We start from the raw sequence: 20694 nt of genomic DNA on the forward strand, positions 1-20694 counted from the left end.
TGCCGTATCAGGTGCCGACGAGCATCGAACGAGCAACTACGGGGCGGATAGCATCCCTTGACCGTTCTTACTTTACCTCCGATTGGCGAGCTGATATCCCGGATGGTTTGCGGTCCCCAACGGACCTGCGATGATCGTTCAGAAACGAGCGAATCCGGGATGGGGCCGCCACGCACAGTTCGACGACCACGTCACGGCACCTGGCCGGCAGATCGGCCAGGCGCCGCTGGTAGAGCCACTAAAGCCGGATGACCTGCGCGGATGGCATTATCGGCAGGCGCACTGCTGTCCAAGCGGCTGCTGGGGCGGGGCCGTTCGGCTCGGCACCGCGCCCAGCAGGTCCTCACCAAGGGCAACGGCATTCCGTACGCCGATGTGCCGCTATGGAGCATGCCCCTGGTCCGCCTCTGCACACCGACGCGGGCGTCGGGCAGCTACACCCCGACCCGTGGCAGGTCTATCTCCTGCTGGCTGACTGGGCCAACGTGCGCAGCCAGGTCGCCGCAACCTCGGCACGGATCGGAAAGCAGCTCGGCGTCAGCGGCCGAACCGTCCGCAGCGCCTCCGGCACCTCCTGGCCGACGAGGGGGCACTCCTCCCACCGGACGCCATCGCGCTTTGCCGCCAGCTCGCCGTCGCCGGGCTCGCCACCGCTCGCGGCGGCAATGGTCGATTCAGTAGGTGCCGTAGAGCCAGTTTCCAGGGGCGTCGGAGTCCGTGCTCGTGAAGAACTCTTCGACCAAGTTGCGCCACTCGTCCAGGTCCAGGTAGCCCCGACCTTGGAGATCCAGGCGCTGGAACGCCTGAATCATGTCTCGCCGCGCCAGCCCGCACCCGACGGCGAAGATATCCACATACTCGTCCTTGATCAGGCGTCCGTCCCCGTTGGCGTCGGCGACCTCGAAGAACGCGTCGCCGGCACCACGGAACGCCTCGGCGCCCTTGACGTCGGAGAGCGCCGCCGCCACCCTCTGCGCGACCTCCTCGCGGGTGATTCGATGATCGCCGTCGGCGTCCATGGGGCACAGGACTGTCTTCCACCAGTGCTCCAGAGCCGCGCGCAGGCGCTGCGCCTCGGCGGAAGTGGGGGCATAGCCGCGGATCCGGGCGTAGCGGTCACCGATGGCTACGATTGTTGGCAAGGTCAGCGCGCCGGACCCATCCGGGTCGAGTACGTTGAAGAAGTGGTTGATCTTGCGCTCTTGAAGCTTGGTGAACATGGGGGATCCTTTCCGTTGTGACTCTCCGATAACACACCGTTGCGTCGATTTTTAGTCGCCTGCATCACGAAGAATGTCGATACTGGCCTTCTGAGAGAGGGTTTGGACAGCTGCGATAAGGAACAGGCCGGGCATCTTCGGAAATACCGAAGCATCTACGATGCGCAGCCCTTCCACTCCATGGACCTTGAAGGAGCTGTCGACGACCGAGTCATCGATGGTCCTTCCGAGCGGGTTGGAGCACGCCGCATGGTGGCCGTAGTGCTCCTTACGAATGAAGTCGCCGAGATCCTGGACGTCGGGGCCGGGGAAGATCTCGCCTTCGCCGGGTTCGACGCGATTCAGCTCGCGGCACATCTCGATGGCCTGTGTCAGTGCGGCAAGGTCCTTTTCTCCACCCGCACCGTTGCCGAACGCACGGAAGTTGATATCCGGACAGCGGGTTGGGTCGCCTGAACGCAGGCGCACGTAGCCGTTCCGATCCCCGGTGTACCCCATGAGCGTCAACCAGGTCCAGGACTGCCCGACGTGTGCGAACGCCTCCTTGACCCAGCCCGGGTGGTGGGCCCGGAACTGGATAGGCACGCCTATCGTGACGCAGTTGGTGGCGGATCCGTCGGCGCCCTCGGTGCGATAGGTGATGCAGGGAATGCCGAACTGGCCCAGCTGAGAATTCTCTGGGTCGGCCCGCCACCCGGACAGGCAGACGCTCAGCCGTGGTCCTGTCGGGCTGAGCGACTTGATGAGTGCGCCTACATAGGGATTTTCCGCCAGCTCCGGTAGGGGGTAGCGGTCGATGACTGAGATTTCACGCCGGTCCTGCAGGTTGGTGCCGACGCAAGGTGAGTCGACGAGGACTTCGATGCCGTGGGCCCGCAGGTGGTCGGCGGGGCCGATTCCACTCAGCATGAGGATCTGCGGGCTGTTGTAGGTGCCGCCCGCGATGATGACCTCGCGACGAGCTCGGACCACCTGTCGAAGAGCTGCCCGCTCCTCCTCGGTCGTTTCCTGATATTTTGGTGAGGCTTCGTATAGATGACGTCCGTTCAGGAATTGGACGCCTACCGCCCTAGGGGCTGTCTGCCCGGGCTCGAAGAGGATTTTCTCTACCAATGCATCGCACTGGATTTCCAGCATCGGGCAGTTTCGCTCGGCCGAGATGAGGCGATCCCGGACACCTTGGCGCACGCCGGCCTTGATCCCGATCTGGAGGTTCCAGGGTCCTGCGGTGCCGACGTTGTCCTTGTCATTGAGCTCTCCCGAACGTTCGGCATCCCCCATTGACTTGAGGAACCAGTTCGGGCCCTCAAGTGACGTGATCAGGCTGCCAGGATCGGTTCGCGGAGACTCCAGCGGGGCGAACGGGTTCTTGGAGGAAACGGCCTGCCATTCGAGCACCTTTTGCCAGTGCTGCCACATGGCTTCGTGGTGCCATCCATTGTCACCCGTCAACTCCATGATGTCGTCCCAGTCGCTGTGCGCTGGGTACATGATGATGCCGGAATTGTGAATGGCACAGCCGCCGAGGGCCGACGCTCGGGGATAGAGGACCCCGTCCTTTTCATCGACCCACATGTCACCATGAGCGGCTTTGCCCCCGTCGTTATGCTGAACCCAGTACTCCCAGGCCACCTCAGGGTCCTCGGTGGCTTGTGCGAAGAATATGGGAACGTCCCGGTAGACCTCGTTACCGCTGGGCGGACCCGCCTCGAGAACGAGTACCGAGAAGCCAGCCTCGGCGAGATTCGCGGCGACAGATCCGCCACCAGGCCCAGAGCCGACAACGATGTAGTCGTAGGTGGACGTTTCGAGCGAATCATCTGTTGGAAAGTTTTCCATTTGATGTCCCAGAGAATCGCAGGTCCGGTCCCTTGCGCATTAAACCGCCACAGGAACCGTTGGGTACGGACAGTGTTCACTTAAGCACGTAGCGTAATGAGCGTCTGTGGCTGCCTGGTGACCCTTTGGTAGCCAGCTAGGCGGCGAAGGACCCGGTGAATGCCTGCGGGCAAGGGCAAAGCGATCCTCGGAGCCAGATCCACGAATGGCCCGTGATCGTCGTTTTGGTCGCTTTCGATCTTGCTATCCTGGTAAGCCGGGCAGCCCTATGAGCCGTCTGTCGCTGCGGTGGGCGGAGGCTCCACGGGCCTCGGGGGTTTCCGGATCGAAGGGGCCGATTAGTGCTGGTCAGCCAGGGTCGGGCAGGAGGGCGAGCCGGTTCAGGACCGTGCTGAGGAGCCGTGCTCCGGGCGGCAGATGCACCTGGAGGCGGCGGGCGTGGGTGGCGATCCGGGCGGGCGCGGACCCGAGTGGTGGGCCTTTCGGCTCGCAACTCGGTGACTCCTCGTGGATCCGGGTCAGAGAAGGCCTCCGGTGGCACTGATGGTCTGCCCGGTGATCCAGCCGGCATCGGGGCCCGCGAGGAAGGCGATGATGCCGGCGATGTCGTCACCAGTTCCCAGACGGCCCAGGACGGTGTTGCGTGCGGCGCGTGCGTGGAGCTTTTGCGGCAGCGATTGCTCTAGCATGGCGGTGTCGGTGGCGCCGGGGGCGACACAGTTGACCGTGATGCGGCGTACTCCCAGTTCCAGAGCGGCGATGGCGGTGAACTGCTCGACAGCGGCCTTGCTGGCCGCGTAGATGGCGTTGCCCGGGGCCGGACGCTGCGTGCCGATCGAGGACATGTTGATCACGCGGCCCTCGTCGGCGAGGCGGATTGCCGCGTGCTGGAGTGCAAGGAATGTGCCTTTGGCGTTGACGGCCATCACCGTCTCGTAGGTTGCTTCGCTGGCCTCTTCGATCCGTCCGCCAGGCAGCCAGACCGCGGCGTTGTTCACCAGGATGTCGAGGCGCCCGACAAACTGCTCGGCCAGGTCGAACAGGCCGGCGACGTCGGAGGCTACTCCGATATCGGCTTGTATCGGCCGTGCGCCGGTGGCGGCCGCGACCTCGTGGGCCGCATCCGCGGCTTGGCGGTATCCGAAGGCGACCTGTGCTCCTTCTGCCGTGAGCCTTTCGACGATGGATCGTCCGATACCGCGAGATCCGCCAGTGACCAGTGCCGTCTTACCCGACAGTGAGCCCATGCCCATCCCTTGACTCTGAGTTTTGATACACATACACAGGGTAACCATCATGGCGAGAAACCCTACGTCTGGGAGGGCATCTGTTGAGTGCCCGGAAAACGAACAGCCAAGCGATCCTTGAGGTCCTGGTGGCAGCTGTCCGCAGTATCCGGCCGGAGTTGACCGGGCCGATCAGCGGCGAGGAGCACATCGCCGCCGAACTGGGCCTGGATTCGATCGATCGAGTGGAGCTGCTATTGGCGCTGGAAGAGGCGTTCGGCATGGAGGAGGAAGTGGATCCGCGGATCTTCATGACCCCCCCGACCCTCAACGGCCTAGTGGAGCAGATCTGTGTCTCACAGGTGGCTTCCCGATGAGCGGTTGCCCGGTTCCTGGATCGCGGATCTACCTACGTGGCTCGGCCATGGCCGAGCACTTCTTCGACGCCGCCGACTCGGAGCTGTCCCACGCTCATGGCTGGGACCTGATCTTCGGTGACCGGTTCGGCAGAGGACTGCTGAACCTTGACGATGAACCGCACAGAGCAGCCCGCAGAGCGTTGATGGCGGTCCTGAACCGGAAGGCGACGGCCGAGTACGCCTCGGTGGCCGGCGAGATCCTCGACCGCGTCGTCCCGGCACTGCCCGTCGATGAGCCCGTCGACCTGCACGCCTTCACCAAAAAGGTGACATTCGAGGTCGCGGCGGCTGTCTTCGCGGGGCTGTCGGCCTCGGAGGCGTCGGAACTCCTTGGTTTGTTCACCACGCTGCAAGCGCCCGATCTCGAACTCGGCACACCCGGCGGGGACCGTCTGATCCGTGACATCGCCCGGAGCCGCCGCCGGGTTCGCGCGCTCTTGTTGACCGCGGTCGACCGGGCACACGCCGTGGAAGACTCGCGGAGCTACGGGGTGGCGAGGCTGGTGGCGCGCCTGCGCACATTGCCCGGCCCTCCGACGGATGAGGAGATCGCCGGCCACATCACGATCTTGCTTCTCGCTGGATTCGAGACAACGGCGTATCTTTCGGCCCGATTGTTGTGGCTGCTCGCTCGCCACCCGGCAGAGCAGAGCGCCGTTCGCAGGGATCTCGCTGCCTCGGAGCCAGGCGACTCACAACTCTTGGAGGCCGCCTTCTCCGAAACCGCGCGGCTGCACCCGCCGCTGTTCTGGTTGCCGCGCCGAGCCGAGACGGACCTGATCTTCGGAGACACATTGCTACCTGCCGGCACTGAAGTGTTCTACTCCATCGCCGACACACAGCGCGATCCCGCGTCCTTCGCCGATCCAGACGAATTCCGACCCCAGCGATTCACCTCAACCGACACCACGCGCGGCCGCTTCGCGATGACTCCGTTCAGCGCAGGCCGACGGCTCTGCGCAGGTATCCACGTGGGGACAATGGAGACCAAGCTGATCGCCGCTACCGTACTGCACCACTTCAGCCTCCATGCTCCACCAGGCCCTCACATCGGCGACACATCGCCCAACGGCACCAGCATCACCCCCTCCGAGCCGCTCCTGGTGCGGCTGCAGGAGGTCATGCGATGAGTAGCGGAGGCGACAGGGGCCGAGCTCTGGACTGTGCCACCCTGGCCGAAGCAGCGTCCTTGCTGGATCCCGGTGTGACGGTGTCCTTCCCCGGCACCGGAGAGCGGCTCACGGCTGCCGACCTGGACCGCAAATCCGAGCGATTCGCGGCCGGGCTGGTGGCCGCCGGAGTGAAACCTGGCGAGGTCGTCGGACTGCTGCTGCCCACCGGCCCTCAGGTGTTGCTCGGGTTGCTGGGCGTGGTGCGCGCCGGCGCCGCAGCCAGCATGCTGAGCGCGGCCGCCGGGACACCCGAACGGTCCGCCGAGAGGCTGGCGCTCGTTGTCAGCACCGCTCGGATGCGCTACCTCGTCGTGCATGAGGACCACTCCGACATCGCGCACATCCTCCAGCGGATGTCCCCCGGCCTTGTAGTGCTGGACGCGAACCTGACCGCGCCACCCGGCCGGCTTCCGGAGGTCGCCGAGGGTGACCTGGCCGTCCTGCAGTACACCTCGGGCAGCACCGGCCATCCCAAAGGGGTGATGCTGCCGCACTCGGCCGTGCAAGCCGCGCTCCGGTCGATCGTCGCCTCCGCGCGCCTGACCCGGCAAGACACAATGGTGACCTGGCTGCCGCACTACCACGACATGGGCCTGTTCGGCCTGCTGGCGCCGCTCATGGCCGGTGGCAGCGCCCAGGTCCTGCCCCCGCTGGCCTTCATCCGGCGGCCGGCCCGCGTCCTGCAACTCCTGTCCGACCACGGCGGAACCCTGCTCATGGGACCGAACTTCTCCTACGACCGGATCGTGGCCGCCGCCACCCCCGAGCTTCTGTCCAACCTTGACCTCTCCCGCTGGAGGCTGGCGTTCAACGGCGCCGAACCGGTGAAGGCCTCCACCGTGGAAGCCTTCACCAAATGCTTCGCCTCAGCGGGAGTACCGGAGTCTGTGATGTACCCGGTGTACGGAATGGCCGAAGCCACCCTGCCCATCACGTTTCCCGAACCTGGAACCGTCCCGCGCATCATCCACGTGGACCGGACGGAACTCTCCGACCACGGCCGGTGCGCTCTGGTAGCTCCCCACCATCCAGCCGCCAAACCACTAGTGAGCGTCGGCCGCCCGGTCCAGGACATGCAATTGAGACTCATCGATGCGACCGGAGCCGACTGCGCGCCGGGACAAGTCGGCGAGATCCAGATCAGCGGCCCTTGCGTGACCTCCGGCTACTTCGCCAACCGATCCGCCACCGCCGCACTTTTCGAAGGCCCATGGCTGCACACCGGCGACCTCGGATTCCAACTCGACGGCGACCTGTTCATCGCCGGACGCACCAAAGAAATGATCATCGTTCGAGGGCAGAACTACTTCCCCGAAGACGTCGAAGACCTCGCCGCCCGGCAGACCGGTGTACATCGCGGCCGGTGCGTCGCCTACGCCGAGAACGAACACGTCGTGGTCGTCGCCGAAATCGCCCCCAACTACGACCCGTCCGTCGTCTGCACCGAAATCCGCCAGTTGATAGCCGATCACCTGGCGCTAACGGCCGTGCACGTCCACCCGGTGCGGCCGGGCTGGCTGTCCCGCACCACCAGCGGGAAATGGCAACGTGCCCTGACCCAAACGCGGATCAGAGAACAGAACACCATCCTCGCCAGCACCGACCCCGACGCCCCAGGCGACTAGCGATCTTTGGTCGCGGCTTTCTGTAGGTTTGCGTCAAGTTTCACGACGCCCGGGGAAGGCGAGCTTGGGCGGCGTAGCCGTCGGCGCCCAAGTAGCGGCGGGCTTCGATCTATTCGTTGGTCTGCTCGGCCGGCACCGCGTCGACCAGCCGGATGATCGAGGCCCGGTCCGTGTGGATCCGTTTGGTAGCTCGTCCAGGGTCTTTGTTCTCGCCTGGTTGTCGGCGGGCGATATCGGTGTTGTCCTGCCCTTAACGGCGATCAAGAAAGGACGGGACAATGAGACATCGCCAGGATCGCATCGTGGTGTACAAGCGATGTGGATGCGTCGATGCGCGTACGAGTAGGCAGTTGGGCGGACGCTGCGTGCAGCTGGACAAGGACGGGCACGGTAGCTGGTACTTCGCGGTCCAGGTAAGTGGCCCGGCCGGGCGTCGCGAGCGGCTCCGGCGTGGCGGGTTCACCACTGCCGAACAGGCTTACCGCGCGGGTGGTGAGGTGATCGCGGCCGATCAGGACGGTGGGCTGGGGGCGGGATACACGGTGGCGCGATGGCTGCGCTGCTGGCTGCAGGCTCAGCAGGGACTGCGGCCCAGCACCCGCGAAGGCTACGCCGATCACGTACGCCTGCATCTGATCCCGTATCTGGGCCGGATCGAGTTGGCCCAGCTGACCACCCGGGACATCGGCCGCATGTTCGCCGCCCTCGCCGGACGGTGCACCCGCTACGGCAAGCCGATCGCGCCCTCCACCCTGCACCGCATCCGCGCCACGCTGCGCGCGGCATTGAACGCCGCAGTGCGCGAGGGCCTGATCGCCTCCAACCCGGCACGCATGATCCGGCTGCCCGCGTCCTCCCGGCCGTATCCGCAGGTGTGGACCGACCGGCGGGTGGCCGCCTGGCGGCGCGAGGGCGAACACCCGACGGTGGCGGTGTGGACCGCCGACCAACTGGCCGAGTTCCTCGCCTTCGCCAGCAACGATCGGCTGCACGTGCTGTGGCAGTTGATCGCGCTGCGCGGGCTACGCCGCGGAGAGGCAGCCGGGCTACGCTGGATCGACCTGGACCTGGACCGGCGGGAACTGGCCGTCAACCGGCAACTAGTGCACACCGACGCCGGGCTGATCGTCTGCCCGCCGAAAAGCGCCGCCAGCCAGCGGATCATCGCCCTGGATACGGAAACCGTTCGCTTGCTGCGCCGTCACGAGCAGACCGAGCGGCAGCGATTGGGCGACGCCTGGCGGGAAACGGGCCCGATCTTCACGCGGATGGATGGATCTCCACTTCGGCCGGACTATCTCACCGTCCGGTTCCGTAACCTCGTGCACGCGAGCGGTCTGCCCCCGATCCGATTGCACGACCTGCGCCACGGCACCGCCAGCCTCGCCTTGGCCTGCGGCTCCGACCTGCGGGTCGTGCAGGGCACGCTGGGACACGGCAGCATCGTGGTGACCTCCGACATCTACACCTCGGTGTTGCCAGAGGTGTATCACCGCTCAGCGCAGGCGATTGCGCGGCTGGTCCTGGGTAAGGCGCGCAGGACCGCCCGCAACCTCCGGAAGGCGGCGGCATGACGAAGTGACCCAGGTGTGACCCACATGTGTCTCACGATCAGCAAGAAACCTTCCCATAAGGGAAGGAGTCGCAGGTGGAGGTGGTAGGGCGCCCGGGGCTCGAACCCGGAACCTACGGATTAAAAGCTTTATGTCATCCCATGCCGCAGCGTATTTTATTGTATCGCTCCGCCCGCAAATGTCGCTTTCAAAATGTCCAAGAATGCCGCCCGGTGCTAGCCCGTATCGCGGGCCGAAGAGCATCCACCGAGCATGTAACCATGGCGTCGGTGGCGGTACCCCGATGCTGATTGCATGGCCTTGACTATTCAATTTGCGCTGTAAATGCGTCTTTGGGCTCGATCTCAAGCTGCCCGCTCATGACCATGCTCGGGGATCGCGCTCGCACTGGCGGCAGCCATAGGTGGCATGGTCGCCGGCGCGTGGTCGCTGCGTGTGGTGGTCGTGCTGTCGGTCGTGCCGCAGGTGCTGTGCGTGCTCGTCGCCTTGCGGGTCCGGGAACCGCGGGTGCACGACCCGCTGGAATCGAACGTGCTGGTGCATCTCGGATCGGCCGTGCGCGGCATCCGCCGTCATCCGGTGCTCCGCCGGATGACTCTGGTGTCGGCGCTTCGTTACAGCAGCGAAAGCGCGGCCCAGTTGTCGCCTGTTTTCGTGGCAGGGCTGTGGCTGCTCTGGGCGCTGGGCCTGTGGCGCGCCTTCGGCCATGGCGTGGCCTTCGTCGGCTTCCGCGTCAGTGGTTGGGTGATCGGCCGGGTGGGCGCGGCCCGCACTCTGTTGTTCGGTGAGCTGTTCGACAACGTGGCGAACTTCGTGGCGCTGGTCAAGCCGACGGTATTTTCGCCCGTGCTGCTTGGGTCACCGGCCTACGGCATGTCGACAATCGCCCAGCAGACGTTGCTGCAGCGCGAGTTCACCGACCGGGAACGCGCGACGATGGGTTCGCTTGCGTCGCTGCTCGGCAGCGTGCTTTACGCGCTCGTCGCCCTGGGAGCCGGCCTGGTGGCAGACCGTTGGGGTATCGTTCCGGCGTTGCTCGCGATCCAGGCGGTGGTGCTGATCGCACTTCCGCTCGCCTGGTGGGTGCACGCGCACGCTTCTTCGCTCCCCGCGGGCGCTGGGACGGTGACGGGATGAGCGCCTTCTCGGCCCCGGTCAGGCCTGCGGTCGACGTCGCAGTGCTGCAGGGTGAGATCGAAGCGATTTTCGGCTTCCGCTGCTCGGTGCCCTCTTTCGTCGCTGGCGGGCAGGACACCGATGCCGAGCTAATCGAGGTTGGGCAGGTGGTCGGGGAGCAGGTGGACCGCCAGGCGGGTTAGGCTTCGGTCGCCACAGCCGCAGGAGAGGGTCTGACATGACCGGACTGACCGACCCCAACCGTCGCCCCGACTGGGAGTACCTCGTGCAGTGCGAGTTCCGCCTGCGAGAGCTGGAGCAGATGGTGGACTGGGTCGTGAAGTATCTTCCGGACAGTGCCGAGCACTGGTGCGCGAACCGCTTCATGGGGCACGTGAAGGCGATCATGGAGCCCTTCGTGGGCATGACGCGCGGCTACCCGGTCGAAGAAGCGCGGAACCCGGCCGATCGGAAGATCGAGATCAAGACGCTGGACGCCTTTCTCGCCGATGATGAGGACGACCAGTATCTGCGCCCCGCGAAGACCGTTCAGGAGAGCTTGCTCCGCAGTTCCGAGGCGTACGATGCGGTCTCTTCTCATCTGTACGCGAAGTTGCCGCACTGCCGCGGCTGCTCCTGCATCTGAGTGCCGCGGTGCGCCGGTGGCTGGCTACCTGGGAAACGCAAGGCGGGCCGACCGCGGGCGTCGTCTGAGCGAGCGACCTGGCCGTCACAATCCGCAACGAACTCAGCGCGAGACGTAAACCGGGATGATGGTGTCTACTCTCTCCGCACGTCCTCAACGAGGACCAAAGACGGAGGTGACCCCAATGTCCCGCACCAAGGGACAGCTCGCCGGCGAACTGGTGGCCCGGGCGCAGACGGCGGGGATCGGCTTTCGCGCGCTGGTGGCCGACTGCTTCTACGGTCCCGGCGAAAGTCCGCACTTCATCGCCGGGCTGGAGGCCGCCGCACATCCCGTACGTGGTGGCCGTCAAGCCGAACACCCCGATCCGGATCGACACCGGTGGCACGCTGACCCCGGCCCAGCGCGTCCGGCAGGCCGGATGGTCCTCACGGTCTCATCTAGGCCGCTGGCGTCCGGTCCGGCGCCGCTTCCGCGATGGGCATACTGAGTCGTGGTGGGCCATCGAACTCACCCTGGGCCATTACGGCCCGAGCGCCCCCATCGACTCATCGTGGCCACCGCCAGGCCAGCCACGATGCCCAAGATCGGCACGTACTACCTGGTCACCAACATCCCCCGCCGACATCACCGCGGCGCCCCGCCACCGGCACCGCTCAGCGAGATCGTCCGCCTCTACGGTCTGCGCGGCTGGATCGAGCAGGACTACAAGCAGGTCAAACACGAACTGGGCTGGGCCGACTTCCAACTCCGCTCCGGCCGGGCCATCCGACGTCATTGGGCCCTGGTCAACCTGGCCTTCAGCTTCTGCTGGCTGCACGACGACCATCCGGACGACCGCCTAAAGGACCTCAGCCGCCAACCGGCGCCTGCTCGCCCCCGGCCGGCCAACTGGCCACAGCGGCTGCGCCGCGTCCGCTCTTACCTCACCCCGCTACGCGACCTCACCCGCCTGGCCCGCGCCGGAGCGATCAACCTGTGCACCCGCGAGCTCGCCGCCCCCTCACGGCCGACTTGACCAGAGGTATCGGTGTCAATCTCTACCTGCCGCCCTAGCATCCAGATCAACGATCACAACAGACTAGGGATGGATGCATAGCCACGCCTTCGTCAGACAATCAGATCCGAGCGGTTTAAAAGCTCCTTGAGGAACCTGGTTACGCGGGAGAATCCTGAGGGGTCGGGCAGTCGCCTCGCGGGCGGTTGGTCAGGACGTAGGCCGAGCGTCGCCGCAGGGCAGCTGCTGTGGCTCTGAAGGGAGGGTTAACGTGGCCGTTCCAGTGGCAGAGCAACGCAAGCTTCTCCAGCGCTCTGGGGGTGTTTGCGCGTTTCCCCAGTGTCGCCGGGCACTAACCGCCGAGCCAAGCGTGGTCAACCAGATCGCTTCGCTAGGCGAGATCGCGCACATCGTGGGAGACAGTCCGAACGGACCCCGTGGCATCTCGCCTCTCACCCCTGAGGAACGCAACCGCTGCGATAACCTCATCCTGCTGTGTAGCCACCATCATCAACTTATCGACTCCCAGCCGAGGACCTGGACAGTCGATCGGCTCTTGGCCATGAAACAGGCACATGAGCAGCGAGTGTTGCGACGCCTAGGAGCGATTGACGCAGTCACCACAGCTGGCACCGGCGGCGAACCCGTAGACAGTGATTTCCTAGACTGGTTCGTGCGCGTCGGTGACGCCTTGCCCAGGGTCTGCGACGTGACCAATCGCGCCATTCTTGGAATCCATGCTGCGAGACCGCTTCCGAAGCAGGCCAGCGAGGAGCTCTCGCCTGAGCTCCCGACCTATATCCGACGAGACATCGATGGCGAATTGCGGAGGTACCTCGAAAGTGCCCGCAGCGGCGGAGGCTTCGCGGTCTTGCTCGGTGCCGCAACCGCAGGAAAGACGCGCAGTGCCTTCGAAGCGATTCGCGCAGTGCTTCCGGAGTGGGGCTTCATCCTGCCGCCATCTCCCGACGACCTGGCTTCTTTGATCGACTCTGGGATCCCGTTCGGTCGTTGTGTGATCTGGCTCGACCGTCTCGCTGGCTTTCTCGAATCCGGGCGTCTCTCAAGCAGCACGGTGCGAAGGCTTCTGGGAAACAAGCAAGAGCCAATCGTGCTGATGGGCACTCTGTGGTCCATTGACTATGAACGTATCCACGAACAAGCCAGCGTCAGCGGGATGATGAGCACGAGCGGAGAGGCGCGGGCCGTCCTCAGCTTGGCGCAGCTTATCGATCTCCCTGAGCGTTTCTCGGACTCGGAGGCCGCCCGAACTCGCGAGATCGCCCTCGTCGATCCACGCGTCATGGAGGCGGCAGCGGCCGTTGGCGACGGTGCACCCCCAGCGGTGTTGGCATGCGCCCCGGAGCTGCTTCGCCGCCGGGCGGCTCCCGGCAACGCGATGGGAGCCGCAGTGATCACAGCTGCTGTGGAGGCCCGACTCTGCGGCCACCCTGACGTGATTCCACCCAGCGTATTGCAACGCCTTGCAGAGGAATATCTGACGCCAGCTCAGCGCGCGCTTGCGGAACCAGACTGGTTCGCCTCAGCAATTAGCTGGGCTTGCAGGCCCGTACTCGGCGAGGTGGCCCCAATGTCTCCGTCAGCTCTCAAGGTCGGCGAACTGGATGGCTACGCTGTCTCAGACGTGCTCGTCTACCACGAATCCAGAAAGTGGAGCACGGCCAGGCGCGTGCCGGACACTCCATGGGACATCCTCGTCGCTCACACGGACTTGGACGCCTGCGCCCAAGTAGGAATGCGAGCGATGATGTACGGCCTCGTGCAGTACGTCATCCCCGCTCTGAAGCGTGTGGCCGATGCTGGGGATGAGGATGCCCTCTTCGTCTTCACCCTCGCCATGGCGCATTACGATCAGGGTGATCTGGAGTCGGCCCGGACTTGGTTCCTGAAGGCACACGATGTTGGATGTGTCGAGGCGGCGGGGATGCTGGCCGTCATGCACAAGGAACTGGGCGACCTGGATGGCGCGAGGTCATGGCTGCGGCGCGGAGCCGAAGCCGGAGATCCTGGTGCGATGGCCGGCTGGGGAAGCGAACTTGAGGACGATGGCGACCTGGACTCCGCACGTTACTGGTACGAACGATCCGCTCAATCTCCAAACGGCTATGGTTCGCTCTTTCTAGGAACATTCCTGCGGAACCACGGAGACTTGGAAGGCGCGCGCGATTGGTTCCGAAAGGCAGTCGATCACGCCCAAGCCGAGGCCGCCTACGTCCTGCCTCACCTCCTAACCGATGACGGCGACCAAGACGCGCCGGGAACCAGGATCCGTCAGACCTATCTCAACAACTTCGCCGATGCCGCTGCCAGGCTCGGCGAAGTACATCGCGCCTTGGGCGAGTCGGACACGGCGTACACGTGGTTGAACCAAGCCGCTGGGCTCGGCAACATCCAGGCCATGGCTCAACTTGGGGCGATGCTGTGGGACCTCGGCAGGTACGACGAGGCTGTTCGCTGGCTTGAACCGGCCGCCGACGCTGGGGTCCACGACGCCATGTTCTACCTCGCCCTCATTATGGACGACCGAGGCAACACAGCACGTGCAGGAGCATGGCTGGCTAAAGCCGCCGACGGCGGCGCCCCGTACGCGATGGGCCGGTTCGCACTTCACCTGCTCGAACACGGAGACATCGATGAGGCAACGAGTTGGGCGCAACGAGCCCATGAGGCTGGCGATCCTCTTATCGAGCATGCCTTCGCGGCGGTCTCCGAACGCATGGGCCAAACTGAGGAAAGGCCCCAATCCACTAACAGCACGGGCGATATCTACTGGACGCCGTTTGAACACCCATGCGGATGTGTCATCGACTGGGGTTGGTCAAGCCAAGAGGCCGATCCGCGTTCCTTCATCGCGTGGTGCACGTACGTCATCAATGAGGTCTGCCCGTGGCACGCTGAGGGTTCAACAATCGCTCCAGAGGCACGGAAGTCGATGGTTTTCCTGCGGTGGCGCGCTGAGCAGGGCGGATTCTTTGCCCGCGAGGCAACGGGCCACGATGTTGAACTAGGGTGCAGCCTAACTGAAAGCTTGCGGACTCTCATCGGACAACTCGCATCCGCCACTGACAATTCGATTGATGTAGAGATCCCGGCGGCCTACAGTGCGGCGCTCAGGCGCCATGGCTTCGATCCTCGCTCCGCATGGTTCGAGCAGCGGTTGACCGACATAATCCTCAACCGCGGAGAGTCGGAATTGGAGCCGCTGCTTCGTACTCTGGAATCCCGCGAAGGAGACCCGGAACGATAGCCAGAGCCGTGCCGTCGCCGATGGCCAGCACCGGCGCGCGCATACTTCGCCGCTTGGCATCGTGCAGCAGATCGCAGCTGCGTGTCATGATGAACTATTTAAGGAGAACGCTCTTTAGGATCTCGTAAGCAGCGTTTCCTGCAATCCCACTGAGCAGGGCAACCGATATGGCCTTCAGGCCGGGTTGAAGTGAGAGTGCAGATATATGTAGCGGAAGTTCTCCGGGAGCCAAGTCTCGTATAGGTGGGCTATCCTCTCTCCATTCGGCCAGCTCTTCGACGACTTCAGCCAGGCTATATGCAGAGTAGGCCCCACTAGAATCCAGTAGACGAATATAGCGCAGCGAAAGCCAGTCTATATCCCACCCATGAACCATGAAGCTAACAAGATCGGCAGTCCCAGAAAATTTCCACCCCAGGATGCCTTCGACGGGCCGCTCGCCCAACAAAGCGGTGGCGTGCCTATTTTCGATTTCGCGGCGCACATTATTGAATCCCTCAGGGGCAAAGCTCCATTTGTTCAGAAATCGTGCCCTTTCGTATCCCACGAAAAACAGATCCCATGATTCCCCGGTGCGTGCGTTGAAGTAGGCATGATTCTTTTTAAGATCCTTGAATACTAACGAGTCTGGATGGGTGAATACCAGACTCACCATGGCCGATGAATGTCCGGATTTCTGCAAGCGATCGCGAATCGTCAACAGCATCCTCTCCCAACTGCTAAAATAGTGCATTGAGTCGCAACGGCCGTCGTTGTAGAAGGATGCGTTTATGGACGTTTTTAGCTGCACCAGCCGATTGTACGTCTCGTCATCATTCGATCGTTCTAGATAGCGGCATAGTAGAGATGTGTCTGCGTCGTCACTCTCCTCAAGAAATTCCTTGAGGGCTGATCGGTAATCGGCTTTATCGATCGGGGGGACGGGGAGAAGGGTTCGTCCCAATCCTTCTTCTCTCTCTTTGAGATATTCCTCAATGGCAAGCTTCCCTGCCTTCGATGAAGCGCATAGGTTGAATGCGCTCTTGAATTCTGGATACGAGTTGGGTGAGTAGGGTCTCATGAGTGGCGACATGAGCATAGGCTACAATGTTTATGCCCCGTTTGGCAGGGGAATGCTCGCAGGCTGCGGCCGTATCGAACTGGCGTGCGCGAGTACTTGCTATGGAGCGCGTCCATGGGGGATCCTTGACGTTAGCCAGCGGCCACGCGCGATTCACCTGTGCACCTGCCGATAATTGCGTTTGCCCAGCTTGCGTGCATGTCGGGCTGTATGCGGCGTGCGCGAGTTTCGGCCCTCAGCAGAGGCATGCGGCATGTTGATCGGCCGTGCGGGTGCCGAAATTTCATCCGTACTGATCGCAGGATCGATGGGCGATCATGCGCTTCAAATCGGGGGCGTGGGCTGTACCGAAACGGCAAGATGATCTCTCGTGCTGCTGCGCCTGGCCTATCTCACCGTCACGAACACCTTCGCCGCACTGCGACTGCTGCCCATGGGCGATCGAGACAAGGACATCGAGATTCTCGCCCTGCGCCACCAGATCGCCGTCCTCGAACGGCAGCTCGGCCCTGACATCAGGGTGAGATTTGCCCCGGAGGACCGAGCATTTCTCGCCGCCCTCCTCACCTCGCTGCCACGCGAGGTCCTGCGCCGACTGCGGCTGCTCATCGACCGGACACCGTCCTGCGCTGGCACCGAGATCTGATGCGACGGCGTCATGCCCGTACCTGCTGGCCGAAGCGGCCCGGGCGCCCGCCCACGGTGCGCTCTATCCGTGCCCTCATCCTGCGCCTGGTCCGGGAGAACCCCGGCTGGGGCTATCGGCGGGTCCACGGTGAGCTCGCCGCGCTCGGGCATCAAGGTCGCACCGTCCACGGTTGATGGCACTCGCCGCACCGATCAGCCTGGAGAACAGCGGCCCGGCGGCCGCGACTACCAGCACCGCTGGGTTGTCCGGATGCACCAGTGGTACCCGAGCCTCGGGCAGCACAAGGTCATCTATCGCGGCTCCTACATCAAAGGCCCGGACGGCAGCCTCTACTCGGCGGGGAAACCGTCCGCAGCCTCAACCGGTGACGTCCAGGGCGAGTCAAGTGACAAGGACTGTAGTTCCTGCGGGAACGCCGATGTCCGAAGTCGCCTGCACGCCCATCCCGTAAATGACCGTTTCGCGCAGGCGTGATGACAGGTAACACGTTCGTCACTATGGGCCCCGCTCGGCCGATACGGGAGCACTCTGGACGCATGTCGAAGACGACGCCAGGGGCGGACCGCGAGCCTGGCTCGTGGCTGTGGCGCGGCGTGGCGATCGCCGCGATCGTAGTGTTGACGGCCTCACTGGCAGCAGGGCTGGTCTGGTTCTTCGCCGATCCGCTGCAACTGCCCGCGGAGGTGCTGGAGATGCTGGATCAGCGGGCCAGCGTGGTCGGCATGTTCACCGGCATGACGGTCGGCGTGGCAGGGCTGGTGGTCGCCATGGTGGCGTTGCGAGCGCAGATGCGCGCCGAGCGAATGCAGCAGGCCACCCCTGCAACGACCGCTTCGCCGGAAGCCGAGCACAAGGCGCCGCCGCAGGTGTCGGCCTCGGGTGAGCGGTCGATCGCCATCGGCGGTGACAACTCCGGCATCGTCTCGAGCGGCGATGGCGCGCGAACTGTGCAGATGCGGGCGCAGGCCTCGGGGCAGGGCCGGGTGTATCAGGCCGGCGGCGACCAGACCATCAATGAGCGATGACCCCGCCAGCAGACAACGCATCGGACCGGCAGTCGCACGTCTGTCTGGACGCCACCGCCTCGGGGCAGGGCCAGGTGTATCAGGCCGGCGGCCACCAGACCATCAACCACAACTACCCGCCCCAACCGGAGCCAGGGCAGATTGTTGAGGGCGACATTCCGCAGCGCCCGCCCGGTTTCCAGGAGCGCCCGCACTTGATGGAGCGGCTCGCCGAGTTGCTCGGTGAGCCGGGCACGAGCGGACCGGATGCGGGCATCGGGGCGGCAGTGATCTGCGCGGTTGGAGGCACACCCGGGGTGGGCAAGACCCTCATGGCCGCCTCCTACGCCTGGGCCTGCCAGGCCGCCCGCTGGCCGGTGGTGGCCTGGATCCCCGCCGAGACCACCGAGCAGATCCACACCGGGCTGGCCGCCCTGGCCCAGCGGCTCGACCAGCGCCAGGCCGACGATGATGCCGCCACCGCCGCCACCCGAGTTAAGGCATGGCTGGCCGCCACTGAGCGGCCGACGTTGCTGGTGTTCGACAACGCCACCGATGTGGCGACGGTACGCCGGTGGTGTCCGGCCACCGGCGCTACCCGAGTCGTGATTACTACCCGCAACCGTGCGTTCCTGCGCTTGTTCGAACCGGTCGAGGTCGAGGTGTTCACCTCCGCCCAAGCGCAAGCCTTCTTGTACCGGCGTACCGGCCAGGACGACCCCGCCGGTGCCACTGGCTTGGCCGATGACCTCGGGCATCTGCCGCTGGCCCTGGACCAGGCCGCCACGGTGATCGCCCGGCTTCGGCTGTCCTACGCTGCCTACCGGGCCCTGCTGCGCGATTTCCCCGTCGCGGAGTATCTGCCTGCCCGGCCTGGTGATCCCTATCCGGTCGGAGCCGCCGAAGCGATTCTGCTGTCGATCACCCAGGCGGAAAGCACCGTCCCGGACGCCGCCGCGTTGCTGTCGGTGCTGTCGGTGCTGTCGTCGGCTGGCATCCCCTTGGCCGTCCTGCACGCACTCACCGCCAGCACGGGCCTGGAGACTGTGCGCGTCCGTCAACTGCTCGCCGACCTGGCCGACACCTCGCTGATCACCTACAGCGAAGACGGCACCTCGGTCTTGATCCACCGGCTCGTGCAACGCGTGCTCCGCGAGCGCGCCGCCCACCAGGGCACCCTGGACACCGTCCTGAGCCAAGCCGTCGACCTCCTGCACACCTTCAACGCTGCTCTGCCTGATGGCCCGGCGATGTGGGCCGCTCGGGCTGTGGTCGAGATGCTGGTCGAGCAGACCGACACGGTCTACCGGTGGACCCTCATGGGTAACGGCTTGTCCGCTGACTTGCTGAGCCTCCGCCAATGGTGCGGCCGACACCTCTACGATCTGGCCGACTTCACCCGCGCCATTCCCCTACTAAAGACGACCTTGGCCGACCTGGAGCGGGTGCTTGGTGCCGACCACCCCGACACCCTGAACTCCCGCAACAACCTCGCCTACGCTTACCAGACGGCGGGCGACCTGAGCCGGGCCATCCTGCTGCACGAGGCCACCCTGGCCGACTCCGAGCGGGTTCTGGGCACCCACCACCCCGACACCCTGAACTCCCGCAACAACCTCGCCTACGCTTACCAGACGGCGGGCGACCTGAGCCGGGCCATCCTGCTGCACGAGGCCACCCTGGCCGACCGCGACCGGCTGCTCGGCCCTGACCACCCCGACACCCTGACCTCCCGCAACAACCTCGCCCTCGCCTACCAGATGGCGGGCGACCTGGGCCGCGCTATCCCACTAATGAAGGCCACCCTCGCCAACTGCGAGCGGGTGCTTGGCACCGACCACCCCGACACCCTGACCTCCCGCAACAACCTCGCCACCGCCCACCGGGAGGCGGGGGATCTGGGCCGGGCCATCCCGCTGCACGAGGCCACCCTGGCCGACCGCGACCGGCTGCTCGGCACCGACCACCCCGACACCCTGACCTCCCGTCACAACCTCGCCAGCGCTTACCGGGAGGCGGGGGACTTGGGCCGGGCCATCCCGCTGCACGAGGCCACCCTGGCCGGATTCGAGCAGCTGCTGGGCGCCGACCACCCTCACACCCTGACCTCCCGCAACAACCTCGCTGGCGTCTACGAGATGGCGGGTGATCTGGGCCGGGCCATCTTGCTGCACGAGGCCACCTTGGCCGACCGCGAGCGGGTGCTGGGTGCCGACCACCCGGACACCCTGCAATCCCGCAACAACCTCGCCGCCGCCTACCAGATGGTGGCGGATCTGGGTCGGGCCATCCCGCTGTACGAGCAGACTCTCGCCGACTATGAGCGGGTGCTGGGCGGGGACCACCCCGACACCCTGATCTCCCGCAACAACCTCGCCGCCGCCTACCAGATGGCGGGTGATCTGAGCCGGGCCATCCCGCTACTGAAGGCCGCCCTCGTCGATTGTGAGCGGGTGCTCGGCGCCGACCACTCAAGGACTCGAGTAGTCCGGAAAAATCTTGAAAAGGCCGTAAGGCGGATGCAGCCAGAGCGCAAGCATGACAGTTGATCCACAGGCAGCCCGCTATCGTCCACCACCCTTTGTTGAGAGGATGACGGGCATGAGCCCAGCCCTGGACATGCCCGACGAGCCGCTGGCGGCGTCCCCGTCCACCTCACCGAGGTCCGCATCGGGTACGCCCGTGTCTACACCAGCGGGCAGAAGCTCGAGCGCCAGCGCGACGCGTTAACCGCGGCTGGGTGCGGCCGGATCTTCGCCGACAAGAAGTCCGGGCGCAGCGCCGACCGGCCTGAACTCGACGCCTGCCACACCTTCCTCCAGCTGGCGACACCCTCGTAGTCCCGGCCCTGGACCGCTACGGCCACTCGCTCAAGGATC

General features: G+C 64.9%; 18 protein-coding genes. 14 read left to right on the forward strand and 4 right to left on the reverse strand.

Features of this window, described 5'->3' with window-relative positions:
- Positions 1-674: 674 nt before the first annotated feature.
- The 3 genes from ACFOY2_RS52995 to ACFOY2_RS53005 form a co-directional block, all read right to left on the reverse strand.
- Positions 675-1220 (reverse strand): EF-hand domain-containing protein, encoded by a 546-nt coding sequence (locus ACFOY2_RS52995; protein WP_379535806.1) that lies wholly within the window; start codon positions 1218-1220, stop codon positions 675-677.
- A 51-nt stretch (positions 1221-1271) separates the two neighbouring features.
- Entirely contained in the window at positions 1272-3059 is a 1788-nt protein-coding gene (locus ACFOY2_RS53000; RefSeq protein WP_379535807.1) for a GMC family oxidoreductase, read from the reverse strand.
- A 518-nt stretch (positions 3060-3577) separates the two neighbouring features.
- Positions 3578-4312: an SDR family oxidoreductase gene (locus tag ACFOY2_RS53005; RefSeq protein ID WP_379535808.1), complete on the reverse strand. Its 735-nt coding sequence runs from the start codon at positions 4310-4312 to the stop codon at positions 3578-3580.
- Positions 4313-4389: 77 nt separating this feature from the next.
- Between ACFOY2_RS53005 and ACFOY2_RS53010 the strand changes: the two genes are divergently transcribed.
- The 10 genes from ACFOY2_RS53010 to ACFOY2_RS53055 all read left to right on the forward strand — a co-directional run bounded on the left by ACFOY2_RS53010 (position 4390) and on the right by ACFOY2_RS53055 (position 15102).
- Positions 4390-4662, forward strand: a complete 273-nt coding sequence (locus ACFOY2_RS53010; protein ID WP_350741335.1) for an acyl carrier protein — start codon at positions 4390-4392, stop codon at positions 4660-4662.
- A 47-nt stretch (positions 4663-4709) separates the two neighbouring features.
- Positions 4710-5834: a cytochrome P450 gene (locus ACFOY2_RS53015; RefSeq protein ID WP_379535809.1), complete on the forward strand. Its 1125-nt coding sequence runs from the start codon at positions 4710-4712 to the stop codon at positions 5832-5834.
- A complete protein-coding gene (locus ACFOY2_RS53020; protein ID WP_379535810.1) occupies positions 5831-7501 on the forward strand; it encodes an AMP-binding protein in 1671 nt (556 codons plus the stop codon). Before ACFOY2_RS53015 ends, ACFOY2_RS53020 begins: the two co-directional genes overlap by 4 nt.
- A 365-nt stretch (positions 7502-7866) precedes the next feature.
- Positions 7867-9075, forward strand: a complete 1209-nt coding sequence (locus tag ACFOY2_RS53025) for a site-specific integrase (protein ID WP_379535811.1) — start codon at positions 7867-7869, stop codon at positions 9073-9075.
- A gap of 375 nt (positions 9076-9450) precedes the next feature.
- Complete coding sequence (locus tag ACFOY2_RS53030; RefSeq protein WP_379535828.1) at positions 9451-10212, forward strand: hypothetical protein; 762 nt, start codon at positions 9451-9453, stop codon at positions 10210-10212.
- Positions 10209-10394: a hypothetical protein gene (locus ACFOY2_RS53035; protein WP_379535812.1), complete on the forward strand. Its 186-nt coding sequence runs from the start codon at positions 10209-10211 to the stop codon at positions 10392-10394. Before ACFOY2_RS53030 ends, ACFOY2_RS53035 begins: the two co-directional genes overlap by 4 nt.
- Positions 10395-10429: 35 nt before the next feature.
- Positions 10430-10837: a hypothetical protein gene (locus ACFOY2_RS53040; protein ID WP_379535813.1), complete on the forward strand. Its 408-nt coding sequence runs from the start codon at positions 10430-10432 to the stop codon at positions 10835-10837.
- A gap of 184 nt (positions 10838-11021) precedes the next feature.
- The gene (locus tag ACFOY2_RS53045) at positions 11022-11327 is read left to right on the forward strand and encodes a hypothetical protein (RefSeq protein ID WP_379535814.1); all 306 of its coding nucleotides are present in this window, start codon (positions 11022-11024) and stop codon (positions 11325-11327) included.
- Positions 11328-11414: 87 nt separating this feature from the next.
- Positions 11415-11855: a hypothetical protein gene (locus ACFOY2_RS53050; RefSeq protein ID WP_379535815.1), complete on the forward strand. Its 441-nt coding sequence runs from the start codon at positions 11415-11417 to the stop codon at positions 11853-11855.
- Between the two features lie 349 nt (positions 11856-12204).
- Positions 12205-15102 (forward strand): tetratricopeptide repeat protein, encoded by a 2898-nt coding sequence (locus tag ACFOY2_RS53055; protein WP_379535816.1) that lies wholly within the window; start codon positions 12205-12207, stop codon positions 15100-15102.
- A gap of 94 nt (positions 15103-15196) precedes the next feature.
- On the opposite strand, the gene ACFOY2_RS53060 is transcribed toward ACFOY2_RS53055, so the two are convergent.
- Positions 15197-16174, reverse strand: coding sequence for a hypothetical protein (locus tag ACFOY2_RS53060; RefSeq protein ID WP_379535817.1), 978 nt, complete (start codon positions 16172-16174; stop codon positions 15197-15199).
- Positions 16175-16532: 358 nt separating this feature from the next.
- Between ACFOY2_RS53060 and ACFOY2_RS53065 the strand changes: the two genes are divergently transcribed.
- The 4 genes from ACFOY2_RS53065 to ACFOY2_RS53080 all read left to right on the forward strand — a co-directional run bounded on the left by ACFOY2_RS53065 (position 16533) and on the right by ACFOY2_RS53080 (position 20655).
- On the forward strand, positions 16533-16808 hold the full coding sequence (locus ACFOY2_RS53065; RefSeq protein WP_379535818.1) for a hypothetical protein: 276 nt from the start codon (positions 16533-16535) through the stop codon (positions 16806-16808).
- A 539-nt stretch (positions 16809-17347) separates the two neighbouring features.
- Positions 17348-17836, forward strand: coding sequence for a hypothetical protein (locus tag ACFOY2_RS53070; RefSeq protein ID WP_379535819.1), 489 nt, complete (start codon positions 17348-17350; stop codon positions 17834-17836).
- Positions 17833-20364 carry a tetratricopeptide repeat protein gene (locus ACFOY2_RS53075; protein WP_379535820.1) on the forward strand — a complete coding sequence of 844 codons (2532 nt, stop codon included), beginning with the start codon at positions 17833-17835 and terminating at the stop codon, positions 20362-20364. The genes ACFOY2_RS53070 and ACFOY2_RS53075 overlap by 4 nt, the downstream gene beginning before the upstream one ends.
- A gap of 120 nt (positions 20365-20484) precedes the next feature.
- Positions 20485-20655: a recombinase family protein gene (locus ACFOY2_RS53080; protein ID WP_379535829.1), complete on the forward strand. Its 171-nt coding sequence runs from the start codon at positions 20485-20487 to the stop codon at positions 20653-20655.
- Positions 20656-20694 lie beyond the last annotated feature (39 nt).

It is taken from the genome of Nonomuraea purpurea, from assembly GCF_042650645.1.
GTDB classification, from domain to species: domain Bacteria; phylum Actinomycetota; class Actinomycetes; order Streptosporangiales; family Streptosporangiaceae; genus Nonomuraea; species Nonomuraea purpurea.